The 23,604-nt window shown below is 68.2% G+C and carries 21 protein-coding genes; 13 read left to right on the top strand and 8 right to left on the bottom strand.

Annotated features, from left to right (window positions below):
- Positions 1-23: 23 nt before the first annotated feature.
- Positions 24-1,382, bottom strand: coding sequence for a dihydrolipoyl dehydrogenase family protein (locus tag EV137_RS01840; RefSeq protein ID WP_134126049.1), 1,359 nt, complete (start codon positions 1,380-1,382; stop codon positions 24-26).
- Between the two features lie 158 nt (positions 1,383-1,540).
- Here EV137_RS01840 and EV137_RS01835 point away from each other — a divergent pair, with 158 nt between their 5' ends.
- The 3 genes from EV137_RS01835 (at position 1,541) to tsaA (ending at position 3,604) form a co-directional block, all read left to right on the top strand.
- On the top strand, positions 1,541-2,368 hold the full coding sequence (locus tag EV137_RS01835) for a YobF C-terminal domain-containing protein (RefSeq protein WP_202870788.1): 828 nt from the start codon (positions 1,541-1,543) through the stop codon (positions 2,366-2,368).
- A gap of 70 nt (positions 2,369-2,438) precedes the next feature.
- The gene (locus tag EV137_RS01830) at positions 2,439-3,194 is read left to right on the top strand and encodes a metallophosphoesterase (protein ID WP_134004581.1); all 756 of its coding nucleotides are present in this window, start codon (positions 2,439-2,441) and stop codon (positions 3,192-3,194) included.
- Positions 3,191-3,604, top strand: a complete 414-nt coding sequence (gene tsaA, locus EV137_RS01825; protein WP_134126045.1) for a tRNA (N6-threonylcarbamoyladenosine(37)-N6)-methyltransferase TrmO — start codon at positions 3,191-3,193, stop codon at positions 3,602-3,604. Before EV137_RS01830 ends, tsaA begins: the two co-directional genes overlap by 4 nt.
- On the opposite strand, the gene EV137_RS01820 is transcribed toward tsaA, so the two are convergent.
- The gene (locus EV137_RS01820; RefSeq protein ID WP_134126043.1) at positions 3,570-4,589 is read right to left on the bottom strand and encodes a helix-turn-helix transcriptional regulator; all 1,020 of its coding nucleotides are present in this window, start codon (positions 4,587-4,589) and stop codon (positions 3,570-3,572) included. The genes tsaA and EV137_RS01820 overlap by 35 nt on opposite strands.
- Positions 4,590-4,648: 59 nt before the next feature.
- Between EV137_RS01820 and EV137_RS01815 the strand changes: the two genes are divergently transcribed.
- Positions 4,649-5,044: a RidA family protein gene (locus EV137_RS01815; RefSeq protein WP_134129268.1), complete on the top strand. Its 396-nt coding sequence runs from the start codon at positions 4,649-4,651 to the stop codon at positions 5,042-5,044.
- Between the two features lie 54 nt (positions 5,045-5,098).
- Here EV137_RS01815 and lpdA read toward each other — a convergent pair whose 3' ends face one another.
- Positions 5,099-6,496, bottom strand: coding sequence for a dihydrolipoyl dehydrogenase (lpdA, locus tag EV137_RS01810; protein WP_134004589.1), 1,398 nt, complete (start codon positions 6,494-6,496; stop codon positions 5,099-5,101).
- A gap of 163 nt (positions 6,497-6,659) precedes the next feature.
- Here lpdA and EV137_RS01805 point away from each other — a divergent pair, with 163 nt between their 5' ends.
- Both EV137_RS01805 and EV137_RS01800 read left to right on the top strand, forming a co-directional pair.
- Entirely contained in the window at positions 6,660-8,795 is a 2,136-nt protein-coding gene (locus tag EV137_RS01805; protein ID WP_134126041.1) for a peptidoglycan DD-metalloendopeptidase family protein, read from the top strand.
- Positions 8,796-8,815: 20 nt separating this feature from the next.
- On the top strand, positions 8,816-9,274 hold the full coding sequence (locus EV137_RS01800) for a PGPGW domain-containing protein (RefSeq protein WP_134004594.1): 459 nt from the start codon (positions 8,816-8,818) through the stop codon (positions 9,272-9,274).
- Here EV137_RS01800 and EV137_RS01795 read toward each other — a convergent pair.
- Positions 9,242-10,423 carry an FAD-dependent monooxygenase gene (locus EV137_RS01795; RefSeq protein ID WP_134126039.1) on the bottom strand — a complete coding sequence of 394 codons (1,182 nt, stop codon included), beginning with the start codon at positions 10,421-10,423 and terminating at the stop codon, positions 9,242-9,244. The genes EV137_RS01800 and EV137_RS01795 overlap by 33 nt on opposite strands.
- Positions 10,424-10,509: 86 nt before the next feature.
- Between EV137_RS01795 and EV137_RS01790 the strand changes: the two genes are divergently transcribed.
- On the top strand, positions 10,510-11,241 hold the full coding sequence (locus EV137_RS01790; RefSeq protein WP_134004597.1) for a TetR/AcrR family transcriptional regulator: 732 nt from the start codon (positions 10,510-10,512) through the stop codon (positions 11,239-11,241).
- Here EV137_RS01790 and EV137_RS01785 read toward each other — a convergent pair.
- Positions 11,167-12,075 (bottom strand): helix-turn-helix transcriptional regulator, encoded by a 909-nt coding sequence (locus EV137_RS01785; RefSeq protein ID WP_134126037.1) that lies wholly within the window; start codon positions 12,073-12,075, stop codon positions 11,167-11,169. The genes EV137_RS01790 and EV137_RS01785 overlap by 75 nt on opposite strands.
- Before the next feature lie 198 nt (positions 12,076-12,273).
- On the opposite strand from EV137_RS01785, the gene EV137_RS01780 reads away from it, so the two are divergent.
- The 4 genes from EV137_RS01780 to EV137_RS01765 are packed head-to-tail and all read left to right on the top strand — an operon-like array spanning position 12,274 to position 18,234.
- Positions 12,274-15,063, top strand: a complete 2,790-nt coding sequence (locus tag EV137_RS01780) for an alpha-L-rhamnosidase (RefSeq protein ID WP_134126035.1) — start codon at positions 12,274-12,276, stop codon at positions 15,061-15,063.
- Positions 15,064-15,123: 60 nt separating this feature from the next.
- Positions 15,124-16,455: an ABC transporter substrate-binding protein gene (locus EV137_RS01775; RefSeq protein WP_134004606.1), complete on the top strand. Its 1,332-nt coding sequence runs from the start codon at positions 15,124-15,126 to the stop codon at positions 16,453-16,455.
- A 4-nt stretch (positions 16,456-16,459) separates the two neighbouring features.
- Positions 16,460-17,386, top strand: coding sequence for a carbohydrate ABC transporter permease (locus EV137_RS01770; protein WP_134004608.1), 927 nt, complete (start codon positions 16,460-16,462; stop codon positions 17,384-17,386).
- Positions 17,383-18,234, top strand: a complete 852-nt coding sequence (locus EV137_RS01765; protein WP_134004610.1) for a carbohydrate ABC transporter permease — start codon at positions 17,383-17,385, stop codon at positions 18,232-18,234. The genes EV137_RS01770 and EV137_RS01765 overlap by 4 nt, the downstream gene beginning before the upstream one ends.
- On the opposite strand, the gene EV137_RS01760 is transcribed toward EV137_RS01765, so the two are convergent.
- Both EV137_RS01760 and EV137_RS01755 read right to left on the bottom strand, forming a co-directional pair.
- Positions 18,224-18,853, bottom strand: a complete 630-nt coding sequence (locus tag EV137_RS01760) for a class I SAM-dependent methyltransferase (RefSeq protein ID WP_134126033.1) — start codon at positions 18,851-18,853, stop codon at positions 18,224-18,226. The genes EV137_RS01765 and EV137_RS01760 overlap by 11 nt on opposite strands.
- Complete coding sequence (locus EV137_RS01755) at positions 18,850-19,983, bottom strand: aminotransferase class V-fold PLP-dependent enzyme (RefSeq protein WP_238175028.1); 1,134 nt, start codon at positions 19,981-19,983, stop codon at positions 18,850-18,852. The genes EV137_RS01760 and EV137_RS01755 overlap by 4 nt, the downstream gene beginning before the upstream one ends.
- Positions 19,984-20,008: 25 nt before the next feature.
- Here EV137_RS01755 and EV137_RS01750 point away from each other — a divergent pair, with 25 nt between their 5' ends.
- On the top strand, positions 20,009-20,761 hold the full coding sequence (locus EV137_RS01750) for a glycerophosphodiester phosphodiesterase family protein (RefSeq protein ID WP_202870787.1): 753 nt from the start codon (positions 20,009-20,011) through the stop codon (positions 20,759-20,761).
- Between the two features lie 54 nt (positions 20,762-20,815).
- Positions 20,816-22,189: an MFS transporter gene (locus EV137_RS01745; RefSeq protein WP_134004618.1), complete on the top strand. Its 1,374-nt coding sequence runs from the start codon at positions 20,816-20,818 to the stop codon at positions 22,187-22,189.
- Here EV137_RS01745 and EV137_RS01740 read toward each other — a convergent pair.
- Positions 22,186-23,604: a polysaccharide lyase 6 family protein gene (locus EV137_RS01740; RefSeq protein ID WP_134126029.1), complete on the bottom strand. Its 1,419-nt coding sequence runs from the start codon at positions 23,602-23,604 to the stop codon at positions 22,186-22,188. The genes EV137_RS01745 and EV137_RS01740 overlap by 4 nt on opposite strands.

The following is a 23,604-nucleotide window of genomic DNA, read 5'->3' as shown; positions in this document are numbered from 1 at the left end:
CGACCGAATCGCAACAAGCAATCTCACAGCTCCTTGAGCGCCTCGCTGATCGCACGGTGGAACGTCGGATACGCGTAGATCATCTGACGCAGCGTGTTCACCGGTACGGCGGCATGCACCGCGACCGCCAGCGCGCTGAGCACCTCGCCACCCGTCGGGCCCGCGCTCGTCGCGCCGACCAGCACACCCCGGTCGGCATCCATGACGACCTTGATGAAGCCCTCGTTGCCGGCCTTGTGGATCCAGCCGCGAGTCGAGGCCGGGATCGGGGTCGACGCGGTCCGCACGTTCAGCCCCGCCTCCCGCGCCTGCTTCTCGGTCAGCCCGACCGCACCGATCTCCGGGTCGGTGAACGTGACCCGCGGCATCGCGTGGTAGCTCGCCGTCGGCGCGTCCGCCTCCTGCAGGATGTCGCGGACCGCGATGTCGGCCTGGTACATGGCGTTGTGGGTGAACGCGCCGACGCCGGTGACGTCACCGACCGCCCAGACCTTGTCGCCCGCGCGGACATGCTCGTCGACCTCGACCCGCCGGGCCGACGGGTCCAGACCGAGCTTGTCCAGGCCGAGCTCCGCGGTCGCCACCCGCCGACCGGTTGCCACCAGCAACTTCTCGCCGGTGGCCGTCGCCCCGTCCGCGAGCGTGACGGTGAACGTGCCGTCGGCGTACCCGATCTGCTGCGCGTGCGCGCCGAGACGGAACGTCACACCGTCGCGCTCCATCGCCTCGCGGGCCAGCTCGCCCGACTCCGGCTCCTCCATCGGCAGCACCTCAGGAGCACCTTCGACGACGGTCACCTGGACACCGAAGCGGGCGAACACCTGCGCCAGCTCCATGCCGATCGCGCCGCCGCCGAGGACGACGAGCGACTCGGGCAGCGTCTCGACCTCGATCGCCTCCCGGTTCGTCCAGTACGGCGTACCGGCCAGGCCGTCGATCGGCGGGACGGACGGGACCGTCCCGGTCGCGATCACGATGCCGCGGGCCGCCTCGTACTCGGTGTCGCCGGCGCGGACCGTGTTCGGGCCGGTGATCGTGGCGGCGTCCTTGATGACGGTCGCGCCCTTGTTCACCAGCCGGTCGACCGCGACCTGGTCGTTCCAGGTGTCGGTCGCCTCCTCGCGGATCCGCTTCGCGACCGGCGTCCAGTCCGGCTGCACGCTCGCCGTACCCGCGATGCCGTCGACGCGACGCGTCTCGGCGATCAGGTTCGCGGCCCGGATCATCATCTTGCTCGGGATGCACCCGTAGTACGGGCACTCACCGCCGACCAGCCGGGATTCGATCCCGACCACCCGCAGCCCGGCCTGCGCCAGCCGCCCCGCCGTCTCCTCCCCGCCGACTCCGAGCCCGACAACGACCACGTCAACCTGTTCAGCCATGCTGCCCAATCTCCCAGACCGGCCGGGCGCGGCCGAACCCACCCCCGTCGGCCGCCGAATTCACCAAGGTGACAACGAATTCCGAAAATGTCACTGTCGGCGGTATGACTCGCTATATCGGCTCCGGTAGCTATTGTTACGCGAATTCACTCGCGATGGTGACCGGCGGCAATTCTGCGCCGCCGTCCGCGATCGAGGTACTGACCGGCTCGCCCTACGGTGCACAGATCGAACCGTCGGGCCTCCCGTACTTCGACCCGCCCGGATGGAACCCGGACCTGGGCCTCGACGCCGCCGTCGACCTGCTGGGCTGGACCTGCGAACGCTCCGCGGGTGGTTCGCCGGACGAGGCCCTCGACCGACTGCGGGCTGCGTCTGGCCCCGCGCTTGTCGGTCCCGTGGATATCGGTCTGCTCAGGCACCAGCCTTGGGCGGCCGGTACAGCGATCGGCGGCGACCATTGGGTCGTCGTACTCGAGGTGACCGACGATGTCGTCGTGATGCACGACCCGGACGGCTTCCCTTACGCGACGCTGCCGATCGACAGCTTCCTGCAGGCTTGGCGGGCGGAGAAACTCGACTTCTCGGCTCCTCATGTCCTGCGCACGCATTTTCGCCGAGTCCGCGACGTGCGGGTCGAGGACGCCGTCCGAGCCTCCTTGCCCGCGGCAGTCAGCTGGCTCGCGAACGGAGACTCGGCCGGCGCCGTCCACCGGCTCGCCGGAATGCTTGCCGCCGGCATCGACGACGACCTCCAGCGGCACCTCTCGACCTTCGCCGTCCGCTCCGGTGCCCGCCGCCTCGACGACGCCGCCACCTGGCTGGCTTCGATCGGCGAGGCCGAAGCCGCCGTCATCGCCCGCGACCAGTCCACTCTTCTCGGCCGCCTCCAGTACCCATTGGTGGTGGGTGAATTCAGCCAAGCAGCCGAAACCCTCAGGCAGCTCGCTCCGGGCTACCGGCAATTGCTGACTGCGTTGGGGTGAAAGAGGACCGGCGTCGGAATTCCACCGGCGCCACGTCAGAGTGAACGGATCCTGCGGCTAGGGTGCTGCCATGTACGTGATCGCGCACCTCAGTGACCCGCATCTCGACGGCTCGGAGGAGGCGCGATCGAGGCTCCGGCGAATCACGTCGTACCTGCGAGAGTTCCGCCGCCCGGTCGACGTCGTCCTGGTCACCGGCGATCTGGCCGATCACGGGCTGGAGTCCGAGTACGCCGAACTCGCCGCGGAGCTCGAGCTGTCCGCGCCGGTGCTCGTCCTGCCGGGCAACCACGATGTGAGTACGCCGTTCCGCGCCGGGCTCGCGTCGTTCGTCGACGCGCCGGGTGAGGCGCATCCGGTGCACCAGGTTCGTGATGTCGGCGAGGCCCGTTTCGTGCTGCTCGACACGACGGTGCCGGGCGAGAACCACGGTCTGCTGCCGGAGGAGTCGTTGGCCTGGCTGGACGGCGTACTGCGGGAACCGTTCGACGGACCGTTGTTCGTCGCGTTCCATCAGCCACCGTTCAACCTGCATCACCCGACGATGGACCAGTGGATGCTCCGGACCCGCGAGCCGTTCGCCGCCGTGCTCCAAGGCAAGCCAGTCACCGCGCTGTTCGCGGGCCACGTCCACAACGCCATCGCAGCAACCTTCGCCGGCATCCCCCTCCGAGTCGCCCCCGGCATCCGCTCGTCGGTCCCGCTCCCCTTCGAACCCGAGAGCCCGACCGGATCGCTGGTCGACCCCACCGCCGAACCCGGTTTCGCCCTCCACGTCCACGTACCGGGCGAACCCCTCCAGACCGTCTACAGGTTCCCGCGATGACGGGCCCATTGGTTCTGCACCCGATCGCCCGGGTCGAGTCCAGCCTGCAGGAGCGCACGGACGCTCCCCGTCAGGGCGACGAAGGCGCCCCCGACGCGTGGGTGGTCTTCGACGAGTCGGTCCGCGCTGCCCTCGCCGACATCACGGCGGGCGACGAACTCATCCTGATCACCTGGTTCGACCGAGCCGACCGCGCCGTACAGGCAGTCCATCCGCGAGGCGACACGTCCCGCCCGGCGACCGGCGTCTTCAGCACCCGCTCCCCTGACCGCCCCAACCCCCTCGGCCTCCATCGAGTCACGGTCCTGGCCGTCGACGGCCTCCGCCTGCACGTGAACAACCTGGAAGCCCTCGACGGCACACCGGTCGTCGACGTCAAGCCCGTTCTGGGCGACATCCATGAACGCTGACCCCCGCGTCGATCGGAGACTCGTAGCGAGTGGCCATTGTGGTGGCTCGGTTGTGGAGGGCGGTGCGGAGGGACTGGGGCTTCAGGGCTTCCGCGTTGTCTCCTAGTTGCCAGAGAGCCCATTCGGCGTGCCACGAGTCTTGGAAGGTCAGTTCGAGGTGGAGCCAGCCGTCGGCGTCAGGTTCGGGGGCCTCGGCTCGGACGGCCACCGCGGCGTTCAGCAGGTCTTCGCGGCGTGCTGGATTGACCCGTACCAGGACCGTGAGGTGGCCATCGGAGAGGAACTGGGCGGAGCGATCGCGCCAGATGCGGTCGAGGTCGACGCGGCTCGGACGCTCCGCAGGTTCGGGGAGCTCCTCGGCGGCTTGCATCCGCGACAGCCGGTACGTGCGGTCCTCGCCGGATCTTCTGGCCAGCAGGTAGCCGCGGTCTCGGACGGTGACCAGGCCGATCGGGTCGACCGTGCGCCACTGCGGTTCCCGGCCTGTGGCGGCGTACAGGATGCGCAGTTTGTGGCCGGCCAGCACCGCGCGCCGGACCTCGAGCATCCACGCATCGGGCACCTCTTTCGTGATCAGCCGACGCGAGAGCAGGTCCGTCTCCGGGTCGACGAGGATCCGCTGGGCTGCCTCGCTCGCGGTGGTCCGGTGGCTTTCGGGGAGCGCGTCGACCACCTTGCGCATCGCCGAGGCCAGCGCGGAGCTGAGACCGAAGACCTGCTCGCCTCGTCCCGAGCCGGCAGTCAGCAACGCCAGCGCCTCGTCGTGATTCAGCCCGGTGAGCTCGGTGCGGAACCCGGGTAGCAACGCGAATCCGCCGTGCCGCCCACGCTCGGCGTACACCGGAACGCCCGCCGCCGACAGCGCCTCGATGTCCCGCAGCACCGTGCGCGTCGACACCTCCAGCTCGCGGGCGAGCACGTCTGCGGTCAGCCGGCCGCGTTGACGCAGCAACAACACCAGCGAGACCAACCGGTCGGCGCGCACCCCGAAACAATACCTGACCAAGGATGTCGTGATTTGTTGGAAAGCTCGCCGGCATGACGATTGAACGAACCGCAGTCAACCCGGTGCCGTGGTCGCTGGAGCTGGGCTTCAACCAGGGCGAGCTGGTTGAAGGTCACCCCCGGACGCTGTACTGCTCCGGCCAGACCGCGATGGACGCCGACGGCAAACCCCAGCACGACGGAGACCTGCCCGCACAGCTGGCACTGAGCCTCGACAACCTGGAGGCAGTACTCACCGAGGCCGGAATGTCCCTCACGAACCTCGTCCGCCTCAACGTCTACACCACAGACGTCGACCTACTGTTCCCCCACTACGGCGTACTGGCCGCACGCCTCGCAGCCGCGGGCGTCGCACCCACCACGACAATGCTCGGCGTCACGCGCCTGGCAATCCCCGGCCAACTGGTCGAACTCGAAGCCACTGCCGTCGCCTGATGACTTGGGGAGGGTTTTGCGCCCAGAACGGCACAAACCCCTCCCCAACTCCGGCTAGAAGTTGATCATGTGGCCTTCGAGGCCATGGAAGGCTTCTTGGAGAGCCTCGCTGAGGGTGGGGTGGGCGTGGACGTTGCGGGCCAGTTCCTTGGTGGTCAGGTCCCACTTCTGGGCCAGGGTCAGCTCGGGCAGGAGCTCGGTGACCTCGGGGCCGATCAGGTGCGCGCCGAGAAGTTCGCCGTACTTGCTGTCGCTGATCACCTTGACGAAACCGGTCGGGTCGCCGAGGCCGTGCGCCTTGCCGTTCGCGGTGAACGGGAACTTGGCGACCTTCACGTCGTGGCCGAGCTTGCGGGCCTCTTCCTCGGTGTACCCGAAGCTGGCGATCTGCGGCTGGCAGAACGTCGCCCGCGGGATCATCGCGTAGTCGAGCTCCATCGTCTCGTGACCCGCGATCGTCTCGGCCGCGATCACGCCCATCGCCTCGGCCGCGTGCGCGAGCATCAGCTTCGCGGTCACGTCGCCGATCGCGAAGATGTTCGGCACGTTGGTCCGGCAGAAGCCGTCGACGCCGATCGCACCGCGCTCGGTGAGCTGTACGCCGATCTTGTCCAGGCCGTAGCCGTCGACGCGCGGCTGGAAGCCGATCGCCTGCATGACCTTGTCGGCCTCGATCGTCTGCTGTACGCCGTCCTTGCCGGTCACGGTGACCTTGACCGAGGCGCCGGAGTCGTCGATCGAGTCGACCCGCGTGGACGTCAGCACGTCGACGCCGAGCTTCTTGTACGCCCGCGCGAGCTCCTTGGAGACCTCCGGGTCCTCGAGCGGGACCATCCGGTCGAGGAACTCGACGATCGTCACCTTCACGCCGTAGTTCGCCAGCACGTACGCGAACTCGACACCGATCGCACCCGCGCCGGCGATCACGATCGAGCCGGGCAGCTCCTCGGTGAGGATCTGCTCCTCGTAGGTCACCACGCGCTCGCTGAGCTGGGTGCCCGGCAGCAGCTTGGTGGTCGCGCCGGTCGCCACGATGCAGGAGCCGAAGGTGACCGTCTCCGACGAACCGTCGTTCAGCGTCACGTCGAGGGTGTTGGCGTCGGTGAACGAGCCCCAGCCGTCGAACTCGGTGATGTTGTTCTTCTTCATCAGGAAGTGGACGCCCTTGACCCGGCCGTCCGCGACCTTCCGGCTGCGCTGCACCGCGGTCGGGAAGTCGAAGGTCACCTCGCCGCTGATGCCGAAGGTCTTCGCCTCCGTCCGGAAGATGTGCGACAGCTCGGCGTTCCGCAGCAGCGCCTTGGACGGGATACAGCCCACGTTCAGGCAGACACCGCCCCAGTACTTCTTCTCGATGATGGCGGTCTTGAGCCCGAGCTGGGCGGCGCGGATCGCCGCGACGTACCCGCCGGGACCGGCGCCGAGGACAACAACGTCAAAGTGCGAGGCCATGCAGTGAACTTTAATAGGTGCCACCAGCCGATCCGACGCCGAGGCGGCAACTGTGGCCCGCCTCATGTTGCCCGAAGGGTCACGGTGTGTGCACGAGGGTTCCGTCAGGACCGTACGACGCCTACGCTGGGCTCGCGCGTGAGGCGATAGGCATGGGGGACGGATGGATCTGGGCAGACGCCGGGGGCTGCGGCTCGCGGCACTCGGCATACTGCTGGCGGCGGTCGCCGCCCCGGCGGCGTACGCCGACCCGACGCCGCCCACGACCGAGCCGCCGCCTGCCTCCGTCACCGATGTCAACCGCTCGCTGGAGCAGCTCCAGGCCGAGGCCGCCGCCGTCCAGGCCGACTTCGCCAAGGCGACGATCGCCTACACGAAGGCGCTGAAGGAGGCGCAGGCCGCCGAGGCCGCCGCGAAGAAGGCGGAAGCCAGTGCGACGGCGTCCAAGGGCCTGTCCGACGCGGAGCGTCGCCGGCTCGGCGTGATCACCGCGCAGGCGTACCAGCTGGGTATTCCGACCGTGATGGGTACCGAGTCGATGCTCTGGTCGCTCGCCCCGATCGCCGAGAACCTGCAGGAGATCGCCGATCGGCAGACCGCGATCACGCAGCTCGGCAGCACGCACGTGTCGCAGTACAACAAGGCCATGGCTGCTGAAGCCGAGTCCAACCGGCTCAAGGCCGACGCGACCGCGAAGCGCACCGCCGCGAACGAGGCCGCCGCCAAGGCTCAGGAGCTCAGCAATCAGGTCCAGCACAAGGCTGCCAGCGCATCGGCGGCGATGGCTGACCAGACGGCCGATCTCGATGTCGCCTCCGCGCTCTCGAAGCAGCTCCAGCTGGCGCGCAACCAGCAGGCGCTCGCTCGCTGGCGGACCTATCTGACTGAGCTCGCCGCCACGAAGGTCACTCCCCCGGCCGCCGCCGTACTCAAGAATCCGAGCAAACTGCCGAACGGGCTGGCTCCGCTGACCCGCCGCGGTGCGGCAGTCCCGGGTGTCGCATCGGTGTCCGTCGCCGGACGGACCGTGCGCGTGATGTCGGCCGAGACGATCCGGGCGGTCAACCAGGCCTTCAGCTTGGTCGGGAAGCCGTACGGCGTTGCCGCGACCGGCCCGGACAAGTACGGCTGCCTCGGCGCGGCCCGCGTCGCGTGGCAGCCGTACACGACCCTGCCGAACCTGGTCGGCAAGGTCTACCCGAACTACCAGGCCGTCCCGAACGCGCAGATCCAGCCCGGCGACCTGCTCGTCATGGGCAGCAGGTCCCTCGGCCTCGTCCACATCGGCGTCGCGCTCGACAACGGCGAGATGATCGCCGCGGACGAGTCGAAGGGGTCGGTCGTCGTCACGACGGTGCCCGACAACCTGTACGCCGCGCTCCGTCCGACGCTCGGCGCCCCGGCCAAGCCCCAGGTCGCGCCGGTGGCGACGTCCGAGGCGTACGCGTTCCGGTGCGGCAACACGGCCACGTCGTACGACGTCGGTTCGGGCTCCTGGACCTGGCCGCTGCCGGACGGGACCTACGAGATCGGTACGCCGTTCGGTCAGTCGGGATCCATGTGGTCGACCGGATCCCACACCGGCCAGGACTTCCCCGCCTCGATCGGTACGACGGTACGCGCCGTGACGTCTGGCGTCGTACGCGTCGAGCACCCCGCCTGGGCCGGCAACCTGGTGCGGATCGACCACGGGAACGGCCTGGAGACGCTCTACGCCCACCTGAGCAGGGTCGACGTCGCGGACGGGCAGCAGGTGACGGCCGGGCAGCAGATCGGTGCCGTCGGCACCGAAGGCAACTCGACCGGGCCGCACCTGCACTTCGAGGTCCGGCTCGGCGGCGACCCCGTCAACCCGATGCCGTTCCTGGCGACCGGGTCCGCGAGCACCGGGTGGGGCGGCTACAGCAACGGCATGATTCCGTCGGGCAAGCTGTGCGCGCTCGGGTCCGGTCACATGCTCAGGTGCGACGCCGCCGCGGCCTACCTGAAGCTCGCCTCGGCCTACCGTGCGCAGTTCGGCAAGTCGCTCTGCATCACCGACTCCTACCGTTCGTACGCGTCCCAGGTCAGCCTCTATCAGCGCAAGCCTTCCCTGGCCGCGCTCCCGGGCACGTCCAACCACGGCTGGGGTGTGGCGGTCGACCTCTGCGGAGGCGTCGACAAGTACAACACCACCCAATACCAGTGGATGAAGTCGCACGCGTCGGCGTACGGCTGGCTGCACCCGGCCTGGGCCGACCAGGGCGGTAACCGGGAAGAGCCGTGGCATTGGGAGTTCGGCAACCCGGCCACCTCCTGACCGCCCGGTAGGCTGGGGGCGTGGCCGAGAAACGGAGTCCCGACCGCACCGATCACAACTTCACGCTCGATGCGGCGGACGACCGGTGGGAATGGCGGAGACGGATTCGCGAGAATCCGCGGAAGTTGCTGTTGTACCGGATCGGTGTGGGCGTTCTCGGCGGACTGCTGATCATTGCCGCGCCGTTGACCGGATGGTTGCCGGGGCCGGGCGGGATCCCGTTGTTCATCGCGGGTCTCGCCGTGCTCGCGAGCGAGTTCGAGTGGGCCCAGCGGCTGCTGTACCGGGTCAAGGACTGGGTGAAGGCGCTCACTGCCTGGACCGGCAAGCAACCCGCCTGGCTGAAGGCGCTCGGGACACTCGCGCTGTTCGTCTGCGTGCTCGTCGTGATCTGGCTCTACCTGGCCGTGCTCGGCGTGCCGGGCTGGCTGCCCGACTCGTGGGAGTCATTCCTGCACAAACTCCCCCTGCTGGGCTGAGTACGTCGGCAACTCGACCAGCTCGCTCATGTTCTGCGCCATCTTGAGCATCTGGTTGAGAAAGAACGGCCGGTCGAGGATCTTGTTCCGCGCCGCGATCCCGAACCGGGTCGCCGGCGCCATGAACTGACCCGAGCGGCTGCCGTCCTGAGTCTTCGACACAGCCTTCCGCAGCCGCTCCTCGTACCGGTCGAACGCGGTCCGCAAGTCTCCCTGGGCCAACTCCCCCGCCAGGACGTAGGCGCCGACCACCGCCGTACCGGTGCCGAGCGCACCGAACGTCGCGCCGTACCCCGCGTCGCCGAGCAGCACGATCCGGTCGGTCGACCACCGGTCCACGCGCACCCGGCTGATCGAGTCGAAGTACAGCTCCGTTGCCGCCGGCAACGCTTCGAGCAGCTCCGGGACGTGCCAGCCGAGACCGCTGAACTGCTCCAGCAGGATGGCCTTCTGCTGGTCCAGGTCGCGCCGGTTGTACTCCAGCTCCGGCGACTTGAACACGAACAGCGTCTGCGCCAGCGCCGGATCGCGACGGTCCGCGCCGACGCTCGCAAGCTTCCCGGGCACGTTGTACATCAGCGTGTCGCCGGAGATCCCCAGCGTGTTCGGCACCTCCCAGCCGGCCACGTAGTAGTCGAGGTGCCGTTCGACGACCTGTTCCGCCGGCCACGCCAGCCGCCGTACGACGGAATGCATCCCGTCCGCGCCGATCACCAGGTCGTACGTCTCCTCGATACCGCTCTCGAACCGCACGTCCACGCCGTCCGCGTGCTCCGCCAGGTTGGCTATCGAGTCGCCGAAGCGGTACGTCGCCTGCTCGCGGCTGTGCTCGTACAACACCCGCGACAGGTCTGCCCGCAGTACCTCCAGCTCCCCGCCCGCGAACTCGGCCGGCAGCCGCATCAGCTTGCGGCCCGACTCGTCGACGAACCGCATCGCGTTCCCACCGGTCTGTAGCGACCGCAGGTCCTCGAGCACGCCCATGCGCTCCAGGACGGTCGTGAACACCTCACCACGGAAGTCCACCGCGTACCCGCCCTGCCGCAGCGCGGGCGCGATCTCGACCACCGTCACGTCGTGTCCCGCACGGCCCAGCCAGAGCGCCACCGACGGGCCCGCCACGCTCGCACCCGAAACCAGAACCTTCATCATCGCCTCCATCGAGTAACTGTGTCTGTCGGACACAGTAATGTGTATGGTAGACACAGTTCAAGCGAATTGCAGAAAGGAAGGCGATGACCGAACTGCTCTGGGGCAAGGAACCGGCCCGGACGCGCGGCCCGAAGCCGGCGATCACGCTGACCGCCATCGCCGAGGTCGCGATCGCGATCGCGGACGCCGAAGGCCTCGACGCCGTCTCGATGCAACGCGTCGCGGGTGAGCTCCCGGTCACGAAGATGGCGCTCTACCGGTACGTCCCCGGCAAGAGCGAGCTGGTCGCGGTGATGAGCGACCTGGCGATGGGCAGCCCACCGGAACGTCCCGACCTACCGTGGCGCGAGGCGCTCCGGACGTGGGCGATCGACCTGTACGACGGATTCACGCGGCACCCGTGGCTGCTGCAGTCGACGATCGGACGCCGGCTCCTCGGACCGAACGAGCTCACCTGGATGGAGCGCGGACTCGCCGCACTCGCCGGCACGGGCCTGACCGGCGGCGAGCAGTTCGACTCGATCCTGGTCCTCACCAGTCACGTCCGGAACATCGCCCAGCAATCCACGACCTTCCCCGGGCACACCAACGGGCTGAGCGAGGAAGACATGCAGCAGTCGCTCGCCGAGATCCTCACCACCCAGGCCGATCGGTTCCCGCACCTGACCGCCGCGATGCGTACGTCGGCGGGCAGCGAGAACCAGGGACTCGAGTTCGGTCTGCAGCGGATCCTGGACGGACTAGACCTTCTCGTCCGCGGCCGGATAGCTGTGCCGGATCGCATTGAAACGTTGCCGATAGAGCGACGCGGGTAGCCCGTAGTGGGACTTGAAGCGGCGGGCGAAGTAGTTCTGGTCGGGCCAGCCGACGGACTCCCCGATCCGGTTGATCGGCAGGTCCGTGTGCAGCAGGCGATCGGCCGCGAGCTCGACGCGGTGCCGCGACAGGTACGCCATCGGCGGCAGTCCGGTCACCGACTTGAAGAGGCGGACCAGGTACCCGGGTGCGAGGTGCAGCTCCCCCGCGAGATCGGTCAGTGTCCAGTGCCGGGCCGGGTCGGCCTCCATCATCCGCATCGCGTCGACGACGGCCGGATGGGTGTACTCGCCGCGTTGGTCGGTTTCCGCGACGGTTCGCGCGACGCAACTGAGATACAACGACAGCCAGCCGATGATCTCGCCGCGGTGCCGGTTCGGCGGCTGGTTCCGTAGCCGGCGCAGTCCGTCGAGGTGGCCGACCGCCTCGTTCACGGTCGCCGGATCGAGGTGGGTGGCGATCATGCCGCGGCGCTGGGCCGAGAACGGACCGGTCCACAACAGGTAGCCCAGCAAGGGATCCTCACGCGCCCAGGCGAGCTCGCGCCGGATCAGGTCGGCGGAGAAACAGCAGTTGTAGACCTCGAGCCCGTCGCAATCGACGTACTCGTGCCAGACCCCCGGACGCAGCAGGATCGCGTCGCCGGCCCGCAGTCGCTGACGTCCGGCAAGGCTGTGATGGACGCCTTCACCGGCCGTGACGAGCAGCAACTCGAAGAAGCTGTGTGTGTGCAGCGGGTGCGCCTTTTCGTGCAGGTGTGTACCCGCGTGCACCACCGTCCCTTCGACGAAGTGCAGCACGGTCCCGCGGGTCCTCACCGGCTCGTCGGCCATGCCTCACGATACGAGCCAAGGTGCAGATCGTGCTAGATCGAGTGCACATCGGGCTAGTGGCCGGCGACTGCCGGTCGCAGGATCAGGGAACAGGCGAAACGTCCTCGCCGGTCCATCAGCCAAAGATCGAGCGTTTTGTCAGAGCACCCAATGAATCGTTTCACAGACCGTCCTGATCAGCGCCCTGGTTGGAGTCACATGTCGCAACTCGCCGCACCCACCGCCCTCCGCTTCGAGCATCAGCAGGCGCCAGAATCCGGCACCGTTCTGGGTCTCGGCACCGCGAGCCCGCGGATCTCCTGGCAGGTCCCCGCCGCGGACGCCGGCTACACGCAGACGGCGTACGAGGTCGAGATCACCACCGGAACCACCGAGGTCTTCACCGTCCAGTCCCCCGACCAGGTCCTGGTGCCGTGGCCGGGCGCGGCGCTCGCCTCGCGTGAGTCCGCTCAGGTGCGGGTCCGCGTCCGGGGGAACGACGACTGGAGCGAATGGAGCGAGCCCGCAACAGTCGAGACCGGGCTGCTCACGCCGGACGACTGGACGGCCCGGTTCGTCAGCCCGAAGAACAACCCGCACGGCTCCCCCGCTCCACTGATCGCCGGCACCGCGAACCTCCCGGACGGCGTCGTGAAGGCCCGCTTGTACGCGACTTCGCACGGCATCTACATCCCCGAGCTCAACGGGCAACGGGTCGGGAACGAGGAGCTGGCGCCCGGCTGGACGTCGTACCAGTTCCGGCTCCGCTACCAGACGTACGACGTCACCGAGCTTGTTCGACCTGGTGAGAACACGCTCGAGTTCCTCCTCGGCAACGCCTGGTACCGCGGCCGGATCGGCTTCCAGCACCAGAAGCAGTTGTACGGCGAACGCCTCGCCGTCCTCGCCCAACTCGAGGTCACCACCGAGGACGGTCAGATCCACACGTTCGCGAGCGACGGCACCTGGACCTCCCGGGAGAGCAACGTCCTCGCCGACGACCTGTACGACGGCCAGACCACGGACCTGCGCAGAGAACCCGGAGAGCGCTCTCTGGTGGACGTTCTCGACGCCGACCTGAACCTGCTCGTCGCTCCCGACGGCCCGCCGGTCCGGATCACCGACGTCCTGCCCGCGGTCGAGATCACCACGTCCCCCTCCGGTAAGACCCTCGTCGACTTCGGCCAGAACCTCGTCGGCCGCGTCCGCCTCACTGTCCGCGGCCAGGCCGAGGGCGACGAGATCGTCCTGCGCCACGCGGAAGTCCTGGAGAACGGCGAGCTCGGCGTCCGCCCGCTCCGCACCGCGAAGGCCACTGACACCTACATCCTCGCCGGCCCCGACGAGGTGACCCTCGACTCGCCACTCACCTTCCACGGCTTCCGGTACGCCGAAGTATCGGGAGTGAGCGCGCTCTCGAAGGACGACATCGTGGCGGTCGTCGTCGGCACCGACCTGCGCCGTACCGGCTGGTTCGAATCGTCCGACGAGCTGCTCAACAAGTTCCACGAGAACGTGGTCTGGGGCATGCGCGGCAACTTCGTCGACGTACCGACCGACTGCCCGCAGCGCGACGAGCGCCTCGGCTGGACCGGCGACATCCAGGTCTTCTCGCCGACCGCGACGTTCCTGTTCGACACCGCCGGATTCCTCACCAACTGGCTCGCCGATCTGGCGGCCGAGCAGCAGAAGGACGGCTCCGTGCCGTACGTCATCCCGGACGTGCTGAAGGACGAGCACCCGGCGACCGCGGCTTGGGGTGACGCGGCAACGATCGTGCCCTGGGTCATCTACCAGCGCACGGGCGACGCCGGTCTGCTCGCCCGGCAACTGCCGAGCATGCGCGCGTGGGTCGACAAGATGGCCGATCTGGCCGGCAGCAACCTGCTGTGGTCCGGAGGCTTCCAGTTCGGTGACTGGCTCGACCCGACGGCTCCCCCGGAGAACGCGTTCAAGGCCAAGGCCGACGCCGACGTGGTCGCGACTGCGCACCTGGCCCGCTCGGCCGAGGTCGTCGCGCAGGCCGCCGAGATCGTCGGCCAGCCCGACGTCGCCCGGCAGTACGCCAATCTGGCCGACGGCGTCCGGAAGGCGTTCGCCGCCGAGTATGTCACCGCCGGTGGCCGGGTACTGAGCGATGCGGCAACGACTTACGCCCTCGCCCTGCAGTGGGCCCTGCTACCGACCGACACCCAGCGGCGCGGCGCCGGCGAGCGCCTCGCCGATCTCGTCCGGACGTCGAGTTTCCGGATCAGTACCGGATTCGTCGGAACGCCGCTGATCTCCGACGCGCTGGCCGATTCCGGACATCCTGACCTGGCATACCGCCTCTTGCTACAGACAGGGTGCCCGTCTTGGCTGTACGCAGTGACGATGGGAGCCACGACGGTCTGGGAACGCTACGACAGCATGCTGCCCGACGGCAGCATCAACCCCGGCGAGATGACGTCGTTCAACCACTACGCCCTCGGCGCCGTCGCCGACTGGATGCACCGCCGGGTGGCGGGGCTGGCCCCGGTCGATCCCGGTTACCGAACCTTCGAGGTGCGCCCGCTCCTCACCGACCACCTGACGAAGGCATCCGCCAAACACCTCACGCCGTACGGCGAGGCTTCCGCGGCGTGGGTGCGTGACAACGGTCAGGTCACCCTCTCCGTGACGGTGCCGGTCGGATCCAAGGCCAAGGTCGCCGTTCCTGGACAGGACGAGCCGGTCGAGGTCGGTCACGGAACGCACGAGTGGACCGCCGACGACCCGTACGCCGAGACGCCGGGCGTGCCTGCCGACGCCACGATCCGCCAGCTCATCGACAACGCACCGGCCTGGACCGCGATCGTCGCGGCCGCCGTCGAAGACGAGGTGGTCACCGCCGACACCGACCTCACCACCCGCCTGGAGCGCTACCTCGACCAGCCGGCCGCGGATCTGATCCCCGTGCTCGGCCGCTTCCGCAAGAACCCCGACGCCCAGGCCCTGCAGGCCGAGCTCGACGCACGGCTCAGCCACTGACCCACTGACCCAACTCACCGACCGCCCCGCTGCCGCGATGTACATCCCTTGGAGGTCATGATGAGGTTCCGCCCAGGAGCCAGCGGTCTCGCACTGCTGGCTGTCTGTTCCCTAACCCTTGCCGCGTGCAGCGCGGGCAGTCTCGGATCCAGCGACGACGCCGGTGGCAGCGGCGCGGTCGAGATCACGTACCTGACCACGAACCAGGACCAGGACGTGAAGGAGGCCGAGCAACTCGCCAAGGACTTCCACGCGAAGAACTCGAACATCACCGTGAAGGTCGAGACCCGGCCGGGTGGCACCGAGGGCGACAACATCATCAAGACCCGGCTGTCGACCGGCGACATGGTCGACGTGTTCAACTACAACACCGGGTCGCTGTTCAACGCGATCGCGCCGCAGAAGAACCTGCTCTCGGTCAACGACGAGCCGTGGGTCGCCAACCTGGACGACAACTTCAAGAAGACCGTGACCGCCGACGGGCAGGTGTACGGCGCACCCGTCGGCGGGTTCATGGGTGGCGCGGTCCTCTACAGCATCCCGGTCTACGAGAAGCTCGGCCTGAAGGTGCCGACGACGTGGGCCGAGTTCATGGCGAACAACGCCAAGATCAAGGCCGGCGGCGGTGGCGTAGCCCCCGTCATCCAGACGTACGGCGAAACCTGGACGTCGCAACTGTTCGTCCTCGGCGACTTCCACAACGTCTCAGCGGCCGAGCCGGACTTCGCCGACAAGTACACCAAGAACCAGGCGAAGTACGCGACGTCACCGGCCGCGCTGAAGGGCTTCGAGCACACCCAGGCCGTCCACGACGCCGGCTACGAGAACAAGGACTTCGCCTCGGCCAAGCTGCCGGACGGTCTCAAGATGCTTGCCACTGGCAAGGGCGCGCACTACCCGATCCTGTCCGGCGTGGTCGCCAACATGATCGCCACCTACCCGGACGCGGCCAAGACCGTCGGACTGTTCGCGCTCCCTGGTGACGACGCGAGCAAGAACGGCCTGACGCTGTGGACGCCGGGCGGCCTGTACATCCCCAAGACCACCGAGGGCGACAAGCTCGACGCGGCCAAGAAGTTCCTCGCCTTCGTCGCCAGTCCGGACGGCTGCGCGTCGCAGACCAAGGCCGGCGCACCGACCGGTCCGTACGCGGTCAAGGGCTGCACGCTCGGCAACGACGTACCGCGGGCCATCAAGGACATGCAGCCGTACCTCGACAAGCCGGGCGCGTCCAGCCTTGCGCTGGAGTTCCTCTCGCCGGTCAAGGGCCCGTCGCTGGAGCAGATCACCGTCGAGGTCGGGTCCGGCATCCGGAAGGCGAAGGACGGCGCCGCCCGGTACGACGAGGACGTCAAGAAGCAGGCCCAGCAACTCGGGCTGGCGGGTTGGTGAGGTTATGACCGTTACCTCGGCCCGTCCTCAGGACCGCGTTGACTCGACCCCGGCCGCGCCTGCGGGCGGGGGGAAGGTCTACACGCCGTACTCGTTCTGGTTCTACCTGCCGACCGCGGTGCTCTACTCCGTGCTGTTCCTGGTCCCGACGTTCGCGTCGTTCTACTACAGCCTGACCCGGTGGAGCCTGTTCGAGTCGAAGTTCATCGGGTTCGACAACTTCGTCACCTTCTTCCAGGAGCCGGCGCTGGTCAAGGGCTTCACCAACACCTTGATCTACGCCGTGGTGACGTCGGGTTCGAAGGTCGTGCTCGGTCTGTTGCTCGCCGTCCTGCTGACGTCGCGGATCGTCGGCCGCGGGTATCTGCGGTCGGTGGTGTTCTTCCCGGTGCTGGTCAGCACCGTCGGCGTCGGCCTGCTGTTCCAGGTGCTGATGAACCCCGAGCGCGGCATCATCAACGGCGCCCTGGGTGTGCTCGGCATCCAGGGCCCTGGGTGGCTGACCGACCCGAAATGGGCGCTGATGTCGATCGCCGCGGTCGATGTCTGGAAGGGCGTCGGGCTGGCGACCCTGATCTACATCGCCGGCATCGTGTCGATCCCGCGGGAGTACATGGAGGCCGCCCGGGTGGACGGCGCCGGGTCGTGGGAGTCGTTCCGCCGGATCGTCCTGCCGCTGTGCAAGCCGGCCACCGTCACCGTGATCATCCTGTCCCTGATCGGCGGCCTGCGGTCCTTCGAGCTGATCTGGGCGATGACGCGCGGCGGGCCCGGGTTCACCTCGGACGTGATCTCGTCGGTGATCTACAAGCAGTACCAGGCCGGGTTCTACGGCCTGTCGACCGCCGGCAACGTGATCCTGTTCGTCGTCGTCACCGCGATCATCCTGCCGCTGTCGTGGTTCCTGAACCGGAAAGAGGTGGACATGTGAGCACCGCAGAACTCGTCAACCACCGGCCGGGCCGGAGCTACGTGCTCAGCGCGGTCGCGATCGTGTCCTCGATCGTGGTCTTCATCATCCCGTTCGCGTTCATCGTGCTGACCGCGGTGAAGGACCGGCAGCAGTCCGCGGACCTGGACTTCTCCTGGCCGCACCAGTTCCAGTTCGTGCAGAACTTCGTCGACGTGGTCAAGGCCCGCGACTACATGCTGGTGATCGCGTTCATCAACAGCACGATCCTGACCGTGGCCAGCGTCGCCGGGATGGTGGTGCTGGCGGCCATGGCCGGGTTCGTGCTGCAGCGGCGGAAGAGCAAGTGGAACGGCTTCATCAACTTCCTGGTGCTGTCCGGGCTGATCATCCCGCCGGCCGTCGTACCGACGATCTGGGTGCTGCAGAAGCTCGGGCTGTTCAAGACCATGCCAGGGCTGATCCTGATCGAGATCGCGTTCGGGCTGTCGTTCTGCATCCTGTTGTTCCGGGCCTTCGTCGCGACCATTCCCCGCGAGCTGGACGAGGCGGCGATCATCGACGGAGCCGGGCCCTTGCGGCTGTTCTTCCGGGTCATCTTCCCGCTGCTCAGATCCGTCATCATCACGGTCGTCGTGGTCCAGTCGGTCAACGTGTTCAACGACTTCGTGAACCCGCTGTACTTCCTGCCCGGCGACAAGAACGCCACCGTCCAGCTGACCCTCTACAACTTCTCCGGCCAGTTCAGCACCCAGTACAACCTGCTGTTCATGGACATCCTGCTGATCACGATCCCGCCGCTGATCATGTTCCTGTTCTTCAACCGGCAGATCGTGGCGGGTATGACGTCCGGAGCGGTCAAGGGGTAGCCGGTTTGCGGACGATCAGGGCCGCCTGGCCCGCGTCCTTCTCACCGGGCAGCGCCGCGCGCGTCAGGGTCGCCACCTCGGCGAACCCGGCGCTCGCGAGCAGCCCGGCGACGTCCGCGACGTCGTACATGTAGACCTCGAGGTCGATGTCGTGACCGTAGCCGGTGCTCAGGTGCCGGCTGCCGGCACCGACCTTGAAGCCGTGCACGAGGTGGCCGCCGGGCCGCAGCACGCGGAACAGCTCCGCGTACACCGCCGGCAGGTCCTCGCGTGGAGTGTGAACGAGCGAATACCACGCGAGGGCCCCGGCCAGCTCACCGTCCTTCAGATCCAGGTCGTACAGCGACCCGACCTCGAACCGCAGCTCCGGGTACTCCCGCCGGGCCACCTCGATCATCCCCGGCGTCAGATCGACCCCGAACACGTCCATCCCGCGGCCGGCCAGGTACGTCGTGATCCGCCCGGTGCCGCACCCGAGATCCCCCACCGGCCCGTCGGTGACCAGCTGGCAGAAGTAGTCGAGGGCCCCTTTCTCGAACGGATCCGCGCGGTGATAGTCGCGCAGAATCGCGTGGTAGTCGGTGGCAGCCGCGTTGTACGAACCTTGGATATCGTTCACGCCAGAACCTTAGGAAGGCCCTCCGACAGTTTCTCGTAGTCCGCGATCGAGTTGTACGCGTGCGCCGAGAGCCGGATGAACCCACGGTCGTCGAAGCCGGTGAGCGTGATCTCGGCCTTCAGTTCGCGGGACACCCGCAGCTTCAGCGCGTCGCCGCCGCTGAGATCGACCGAGGACGGCAGCTCGACCAGGCGCATCGTCGCCGGTGGGTGCGCCACCTCGGCCACGCCGGTCCCGAGCGCCTTCGCCAGGACCTTCGCGCCCTCCTCGACCAACGTGGTCAGCTGCGGGCGACGGGTCGGCCAGTCCAGGTCCGCCAGGACCCGCAACGACTCCGGGGCCGCGATCCACGGCACGTAGTCGTACGTGCCGAGCATGTCGAAGCGCTCCGGCATCCGCTCGTCGTACTCCGACCACGACACGATCAGCGGCATCGACGCCGTACGCCACTGCTCGGCGACGACCAGCCCGGCCGTTGCCCGCGGCGCGGCCGGCCACTTGTGGAAGTTGCCGGTCCAGAAGTCGGCGCCCGCGGCGGCCGGTGCGTCGATCAGCGCCGGGGCGTGCGCGCCGTCGACCACGATCGGTACGCCGCGCTCATGGGAGGCCGCCACCAGCGCATCGATCGGGAAGACCTTCGCCGTACCGGACGTGATCTGGTCCACGATCAGGACAGATGCGCCGTCCAGGCGGTCCGCGATCAGCGCGACCACGGTCTCGTCGTCGGCCTCGATCGGGATCTCGACGATCACCACCTCGGCGCCGTGCGCCTTCGCGAACCGCTCGGCCGCGAACCGCACCGCGCCGTACGCGTGGTCGGTCAGCACGATCCGGCTGCCGGCCGGGATCGGCAGGGTCTGGAGCGCGACGGTCACGCCGGCGCTCGCGTTCGGGACCAGCGCGAACCCGTCAGGGTCGGTCTCCAGGTATGCCGCCAGCGCCAGGCGGCTCGCGGTCAGCCGGTCGGCGACCGTACGGAACCAGACCATCGGGTTGGCGTCCATCTCGGCACGGAGGCCGGCCATCACGTCCTGCGTGCGGCGCGGCACAGCGCCGTACGAACCGTGGTTGAGGTGCAGAACGCCGGGATCGAGAGTCCACAGATCGGGGCGGGAGCGGAGTACTGTCACCACCCAAACGGTACATACTGCACACGTGCACCCCTACCTCGACCATGACGGACCGATCGCGATGGCCCATCGAGGCGGCGCCAAGCACCCGGACAACATCGGCTACGAGAACTCGCTGCACGCGTTCCAGAACGCCGTCGACCTCGGGTACCGGTACCTGGAGACCGACCTGCACGCGACCAGCGACGGCGTCGTGATCGCGTTCCACGACGACCGGCTCGACCGGGTCACCGACCGGACCGGCGTGATCACGGAGCTGCCGTGGTCGGAGGTCAGCAAGGCGAAGATCAACGGCCACGAGCCGATCCCCCGCCTGGACGAGCTGCTCGAGCACTTCCCGGAGACCCGGTTCAACCTCGACATCAAGGCCGAGGGCGGCCTCGAACCGGCCGCGAAGGTCCTGCGGGCCGCCGACGCGATCGACCGGATCTGCGTGTCCTCGTTCTCCCAGTCGCGGGTCCGCCGGATCCGCAAGCTGCTCGGGCCGCGGCTGTGCACGGGGTACGGCGAGTGGGAGATCGCCCTGATCCGGTTCCTGCCGTTCGCCCTGAACGCGGCCGGCGCCTGCCTGCAGATCCCCGAGCGGTACGGCGCGCTCCACGTGCTCACGCCCGGCCTGGTCAAGCGCGCGCACTCCCGGGGCAAGCAGGTGCACGTCTGGACGATCGACGACCCGGACGCGATGAACCGGCTGCTCGACGCCGGCGTCGACGGCATCATCACCGACCGCACGGACCTGCTTCGCGACGTCCTGAAAGAGCGGGGTCAGTGGAGTTGAAGTGTTATCCGCGGGTACGCCGCATCGTCCCCCGGACCTGACACACTTCCGCGCATGGGATTCCTCTCCGCCCCGCCGGCGGTCGACAAGCGCGAGTACTGGGGATTCAGTCTCTACGACTGGGCCAACTCGGGCTACGTCACCACCACCGGGACCGTCCTGTTCGCGCCGTACCTGACATCGGTCGCGGAGAAGGCCGCCTGCGGGTTCGTCGGGACCACAGACAACCCGTGCCACACGAACCTCGACGTGCTCGGGCTCGGCATCTCCCCCGGCTCGCTCGCGTTCTACGTCGTCACGGTCGCGACCCTGGTGTCCGCGCTGTTCCTGCCGGTGGTCGGCGCCATCGCGGACCGGATGTCGCACAAGAAGCTGCTCATGTGCGGCTTCGCCTGGGCCGGAGCGCTCGCGGCTTCCTGCATGGTGTTCGTCGACGACGGACGCTGGCAGCTCGGCGCGCTGCTGCTGTTCGTGGGGAACCTGTGCCTCGGCTCGTCCCTGGTCGTGTACGACTCGATCCTCATCGACATCGCTCCACCGGATCAGCGCGACGCCGTCTCGTCCCGCGCCTGGGCGTTCGGGTACGCCGGTGGCTTTCTACTGCTCCTGGTCAACCTGGCAGTCGTCACCGCCCACGACGCGCTCGGGCTGAGCCAGAGCACGGCCGTCCGCCTCAGCCTGCTCAGTGCGGGGCTCTGGTGGGGAATCTTCACGTTCTTCCCGTTCCTCCGGCTACGGAACCGGCCGCCGACGAACGTCGTGCAGGTGCGCAGCGGCAGCCTCGTGCGTCAGAGCTTCGGTCAGCTGGCCGCCACACTCAAGCACCTGCGCAGCTACAAGATGACGATGCTGTTCCTGATCGCGTACCTGTTCTTCAACGACGGGATCCAGACGGTCATCTCGGTGTCGTCGACGTACGGCGAGAAGCAGCTCGGGTTCGAGACACAGGTGCTGATCGCAACCATTCTGCTCGTCCAGTTCGTGGCCTTCTTCGGGGCGCTCGCGTTCGGCCGGTTCGCCCAGCGGTACGGCGCGCATCGCACGATCGCGGGCGGCCTGGTCGTCTGGATCCTGATCGTTATCGCCGGATTCCTGCTGCCCGAGCGCCAGATCGTCCCGTTCCTGGCGATGGGGCTGGCGATCGGGATCGTGCTCGGCGGGACGCAGGCGCTGTCCCGGTCGGCGTTCAGCCAGCTGATCCCGAAGGGCCGCGAGGCGGAGTACTTCTCGCTCTACCAGGCGGGCGAACGGGGGACGTCGTGGCTCGGCACGCTGGTGTTCGGTCTCGTCCACCAGCTCACCGGCTCGTACCGTCCCGCGATCGTCGCCCTCGGCCTCTTCTTCGTCGTCGGCCTCGCCCTCCTGGTCCGCGTCGACATGCGCCGCGGTATCGACGAAGCCGGCAACAGCCAGCCCACCGTGGTCTAAGCAGCGCCGGGGCCGACATCCGCGGAGGTGAGTGGGTGTCGGACCCGTGCCGCGGTCGAGTACTCGTCGGCGCCCACGTCGTACGGCACCGTCCGGGCCTGCCCGTCGACGTCGTCGCTGATCTGACCCGTGTGGTCGACGGCAGCGGCGTTCACGGCGGCACTCCCCGGACCGAGCCGGTAGACGCCGTCGGTGCCCGCGGTCAGCTTCGGATCGGCGCGCGTGACGCCCGACGACGGGATGTTGCCGTTGGTCGCCTGACCCCAGACGATGTTCCCCGCCCACGTCAGGCCGTCGAGGTACGGCATGTCGACCAGCTCGCCGCTGTCGCCGACCATCAGATTGTCAACCACCACACAATCCAGCGGAGGCAGCGTGCGCTGACTCTCACCGACGAGGGCCTGGCCGTTGTTCCGGAGGGTGTTCAGCGCGATCGTCACGCGGTCAGGCGCGTCGTTGCCGGTCCGGGAACTGGACGGCTCGCCCTCGTAGTGGTCCCGCTCCGTGCCGCTGCCGAGCACCACGCCGGCGCCCGCGATCCCGCTGACGTAGTTGTTCACGATCAGATGGTCGTTGCCGTAGATCCGGATCCCGTTCTGCCCGGAGAGCAGATAGTTGCTCTCGACCCGGTTGTCGTTGCCGTGCCGCAGGACGAGCCCGCCGAGGGACGAGCGGATCGTGTTGTACCGGATCGTGTTGCCCGACGACTTCACCGAGATCGCCTCGGGGTCGCCGTTGCACCGCTCGAACAGGTTGTACTCGACCGTCGCGTCGGCGGTGCTGAGCGCCCGGCCGCTCACTCCGAGCCGGATCGGCTCCCCGCCGTTCGCCCCGCCGTACGTGTGGTCGCGGAAGTAGTTCCGAAGGATGTGCGTGCGCTGTGCCATCGCCTCCGAGCCGGGGCCGTCGATCACCAGGTACACGCCGAGGGTGGACTTGTCGTGGAAGACGTTGCGGTCGATCTTCGCGTCGTCGCCGCGGACGACGACCCAGTGGCCGGTCGACGCCGCGAGGGCGAGGTCGTTGCGGGTCAGCCGGATCCGCGGGCAGTCCGCCGGGATCTCCAGCGTCGTACTCTGCCGGAACGCGAACCCGCTGATCGTGATGTCCGACGATCCCGAGAACACGAAGCTCTGCGCGCCGGTGAGCGTCACACCGCCGCGGCTCTGGGCCACGATCGTGATCGGCGCGCTGCTGCTGCCGTGCCGGTTGGTGATGGTGATCGGCGACCCCGACGGTACGGCGTACGAACCGTTCGCCATCGTGATCGTGGTGCCGGCGGTGGCCCTGTTGATTGCCTGTTGCAACTCGGCCAGCGAGGTCACCGTTGCCGTCTCCTGGGCGAGCGCTGCTCGCGCGCCCACCAAGGAAACTGCGACGGCGCCACTACCGGCCAGGAAGGTACGACGGTCCAT

The organism is Kribbella pratensis (assembly GCF_004366075.1).
Classification (GTDB): Bacteria; Actinomycetota; Actinomycetes; order Propionibacteriales; family Kribbellaceae; genus Kribbella; species Kribbella pratensis.
The sequence above is the reverse complement of the archived record's forward strand: the minus strand, read 5'-3'. Positions and strand labels throughout refer to the sequence as shown.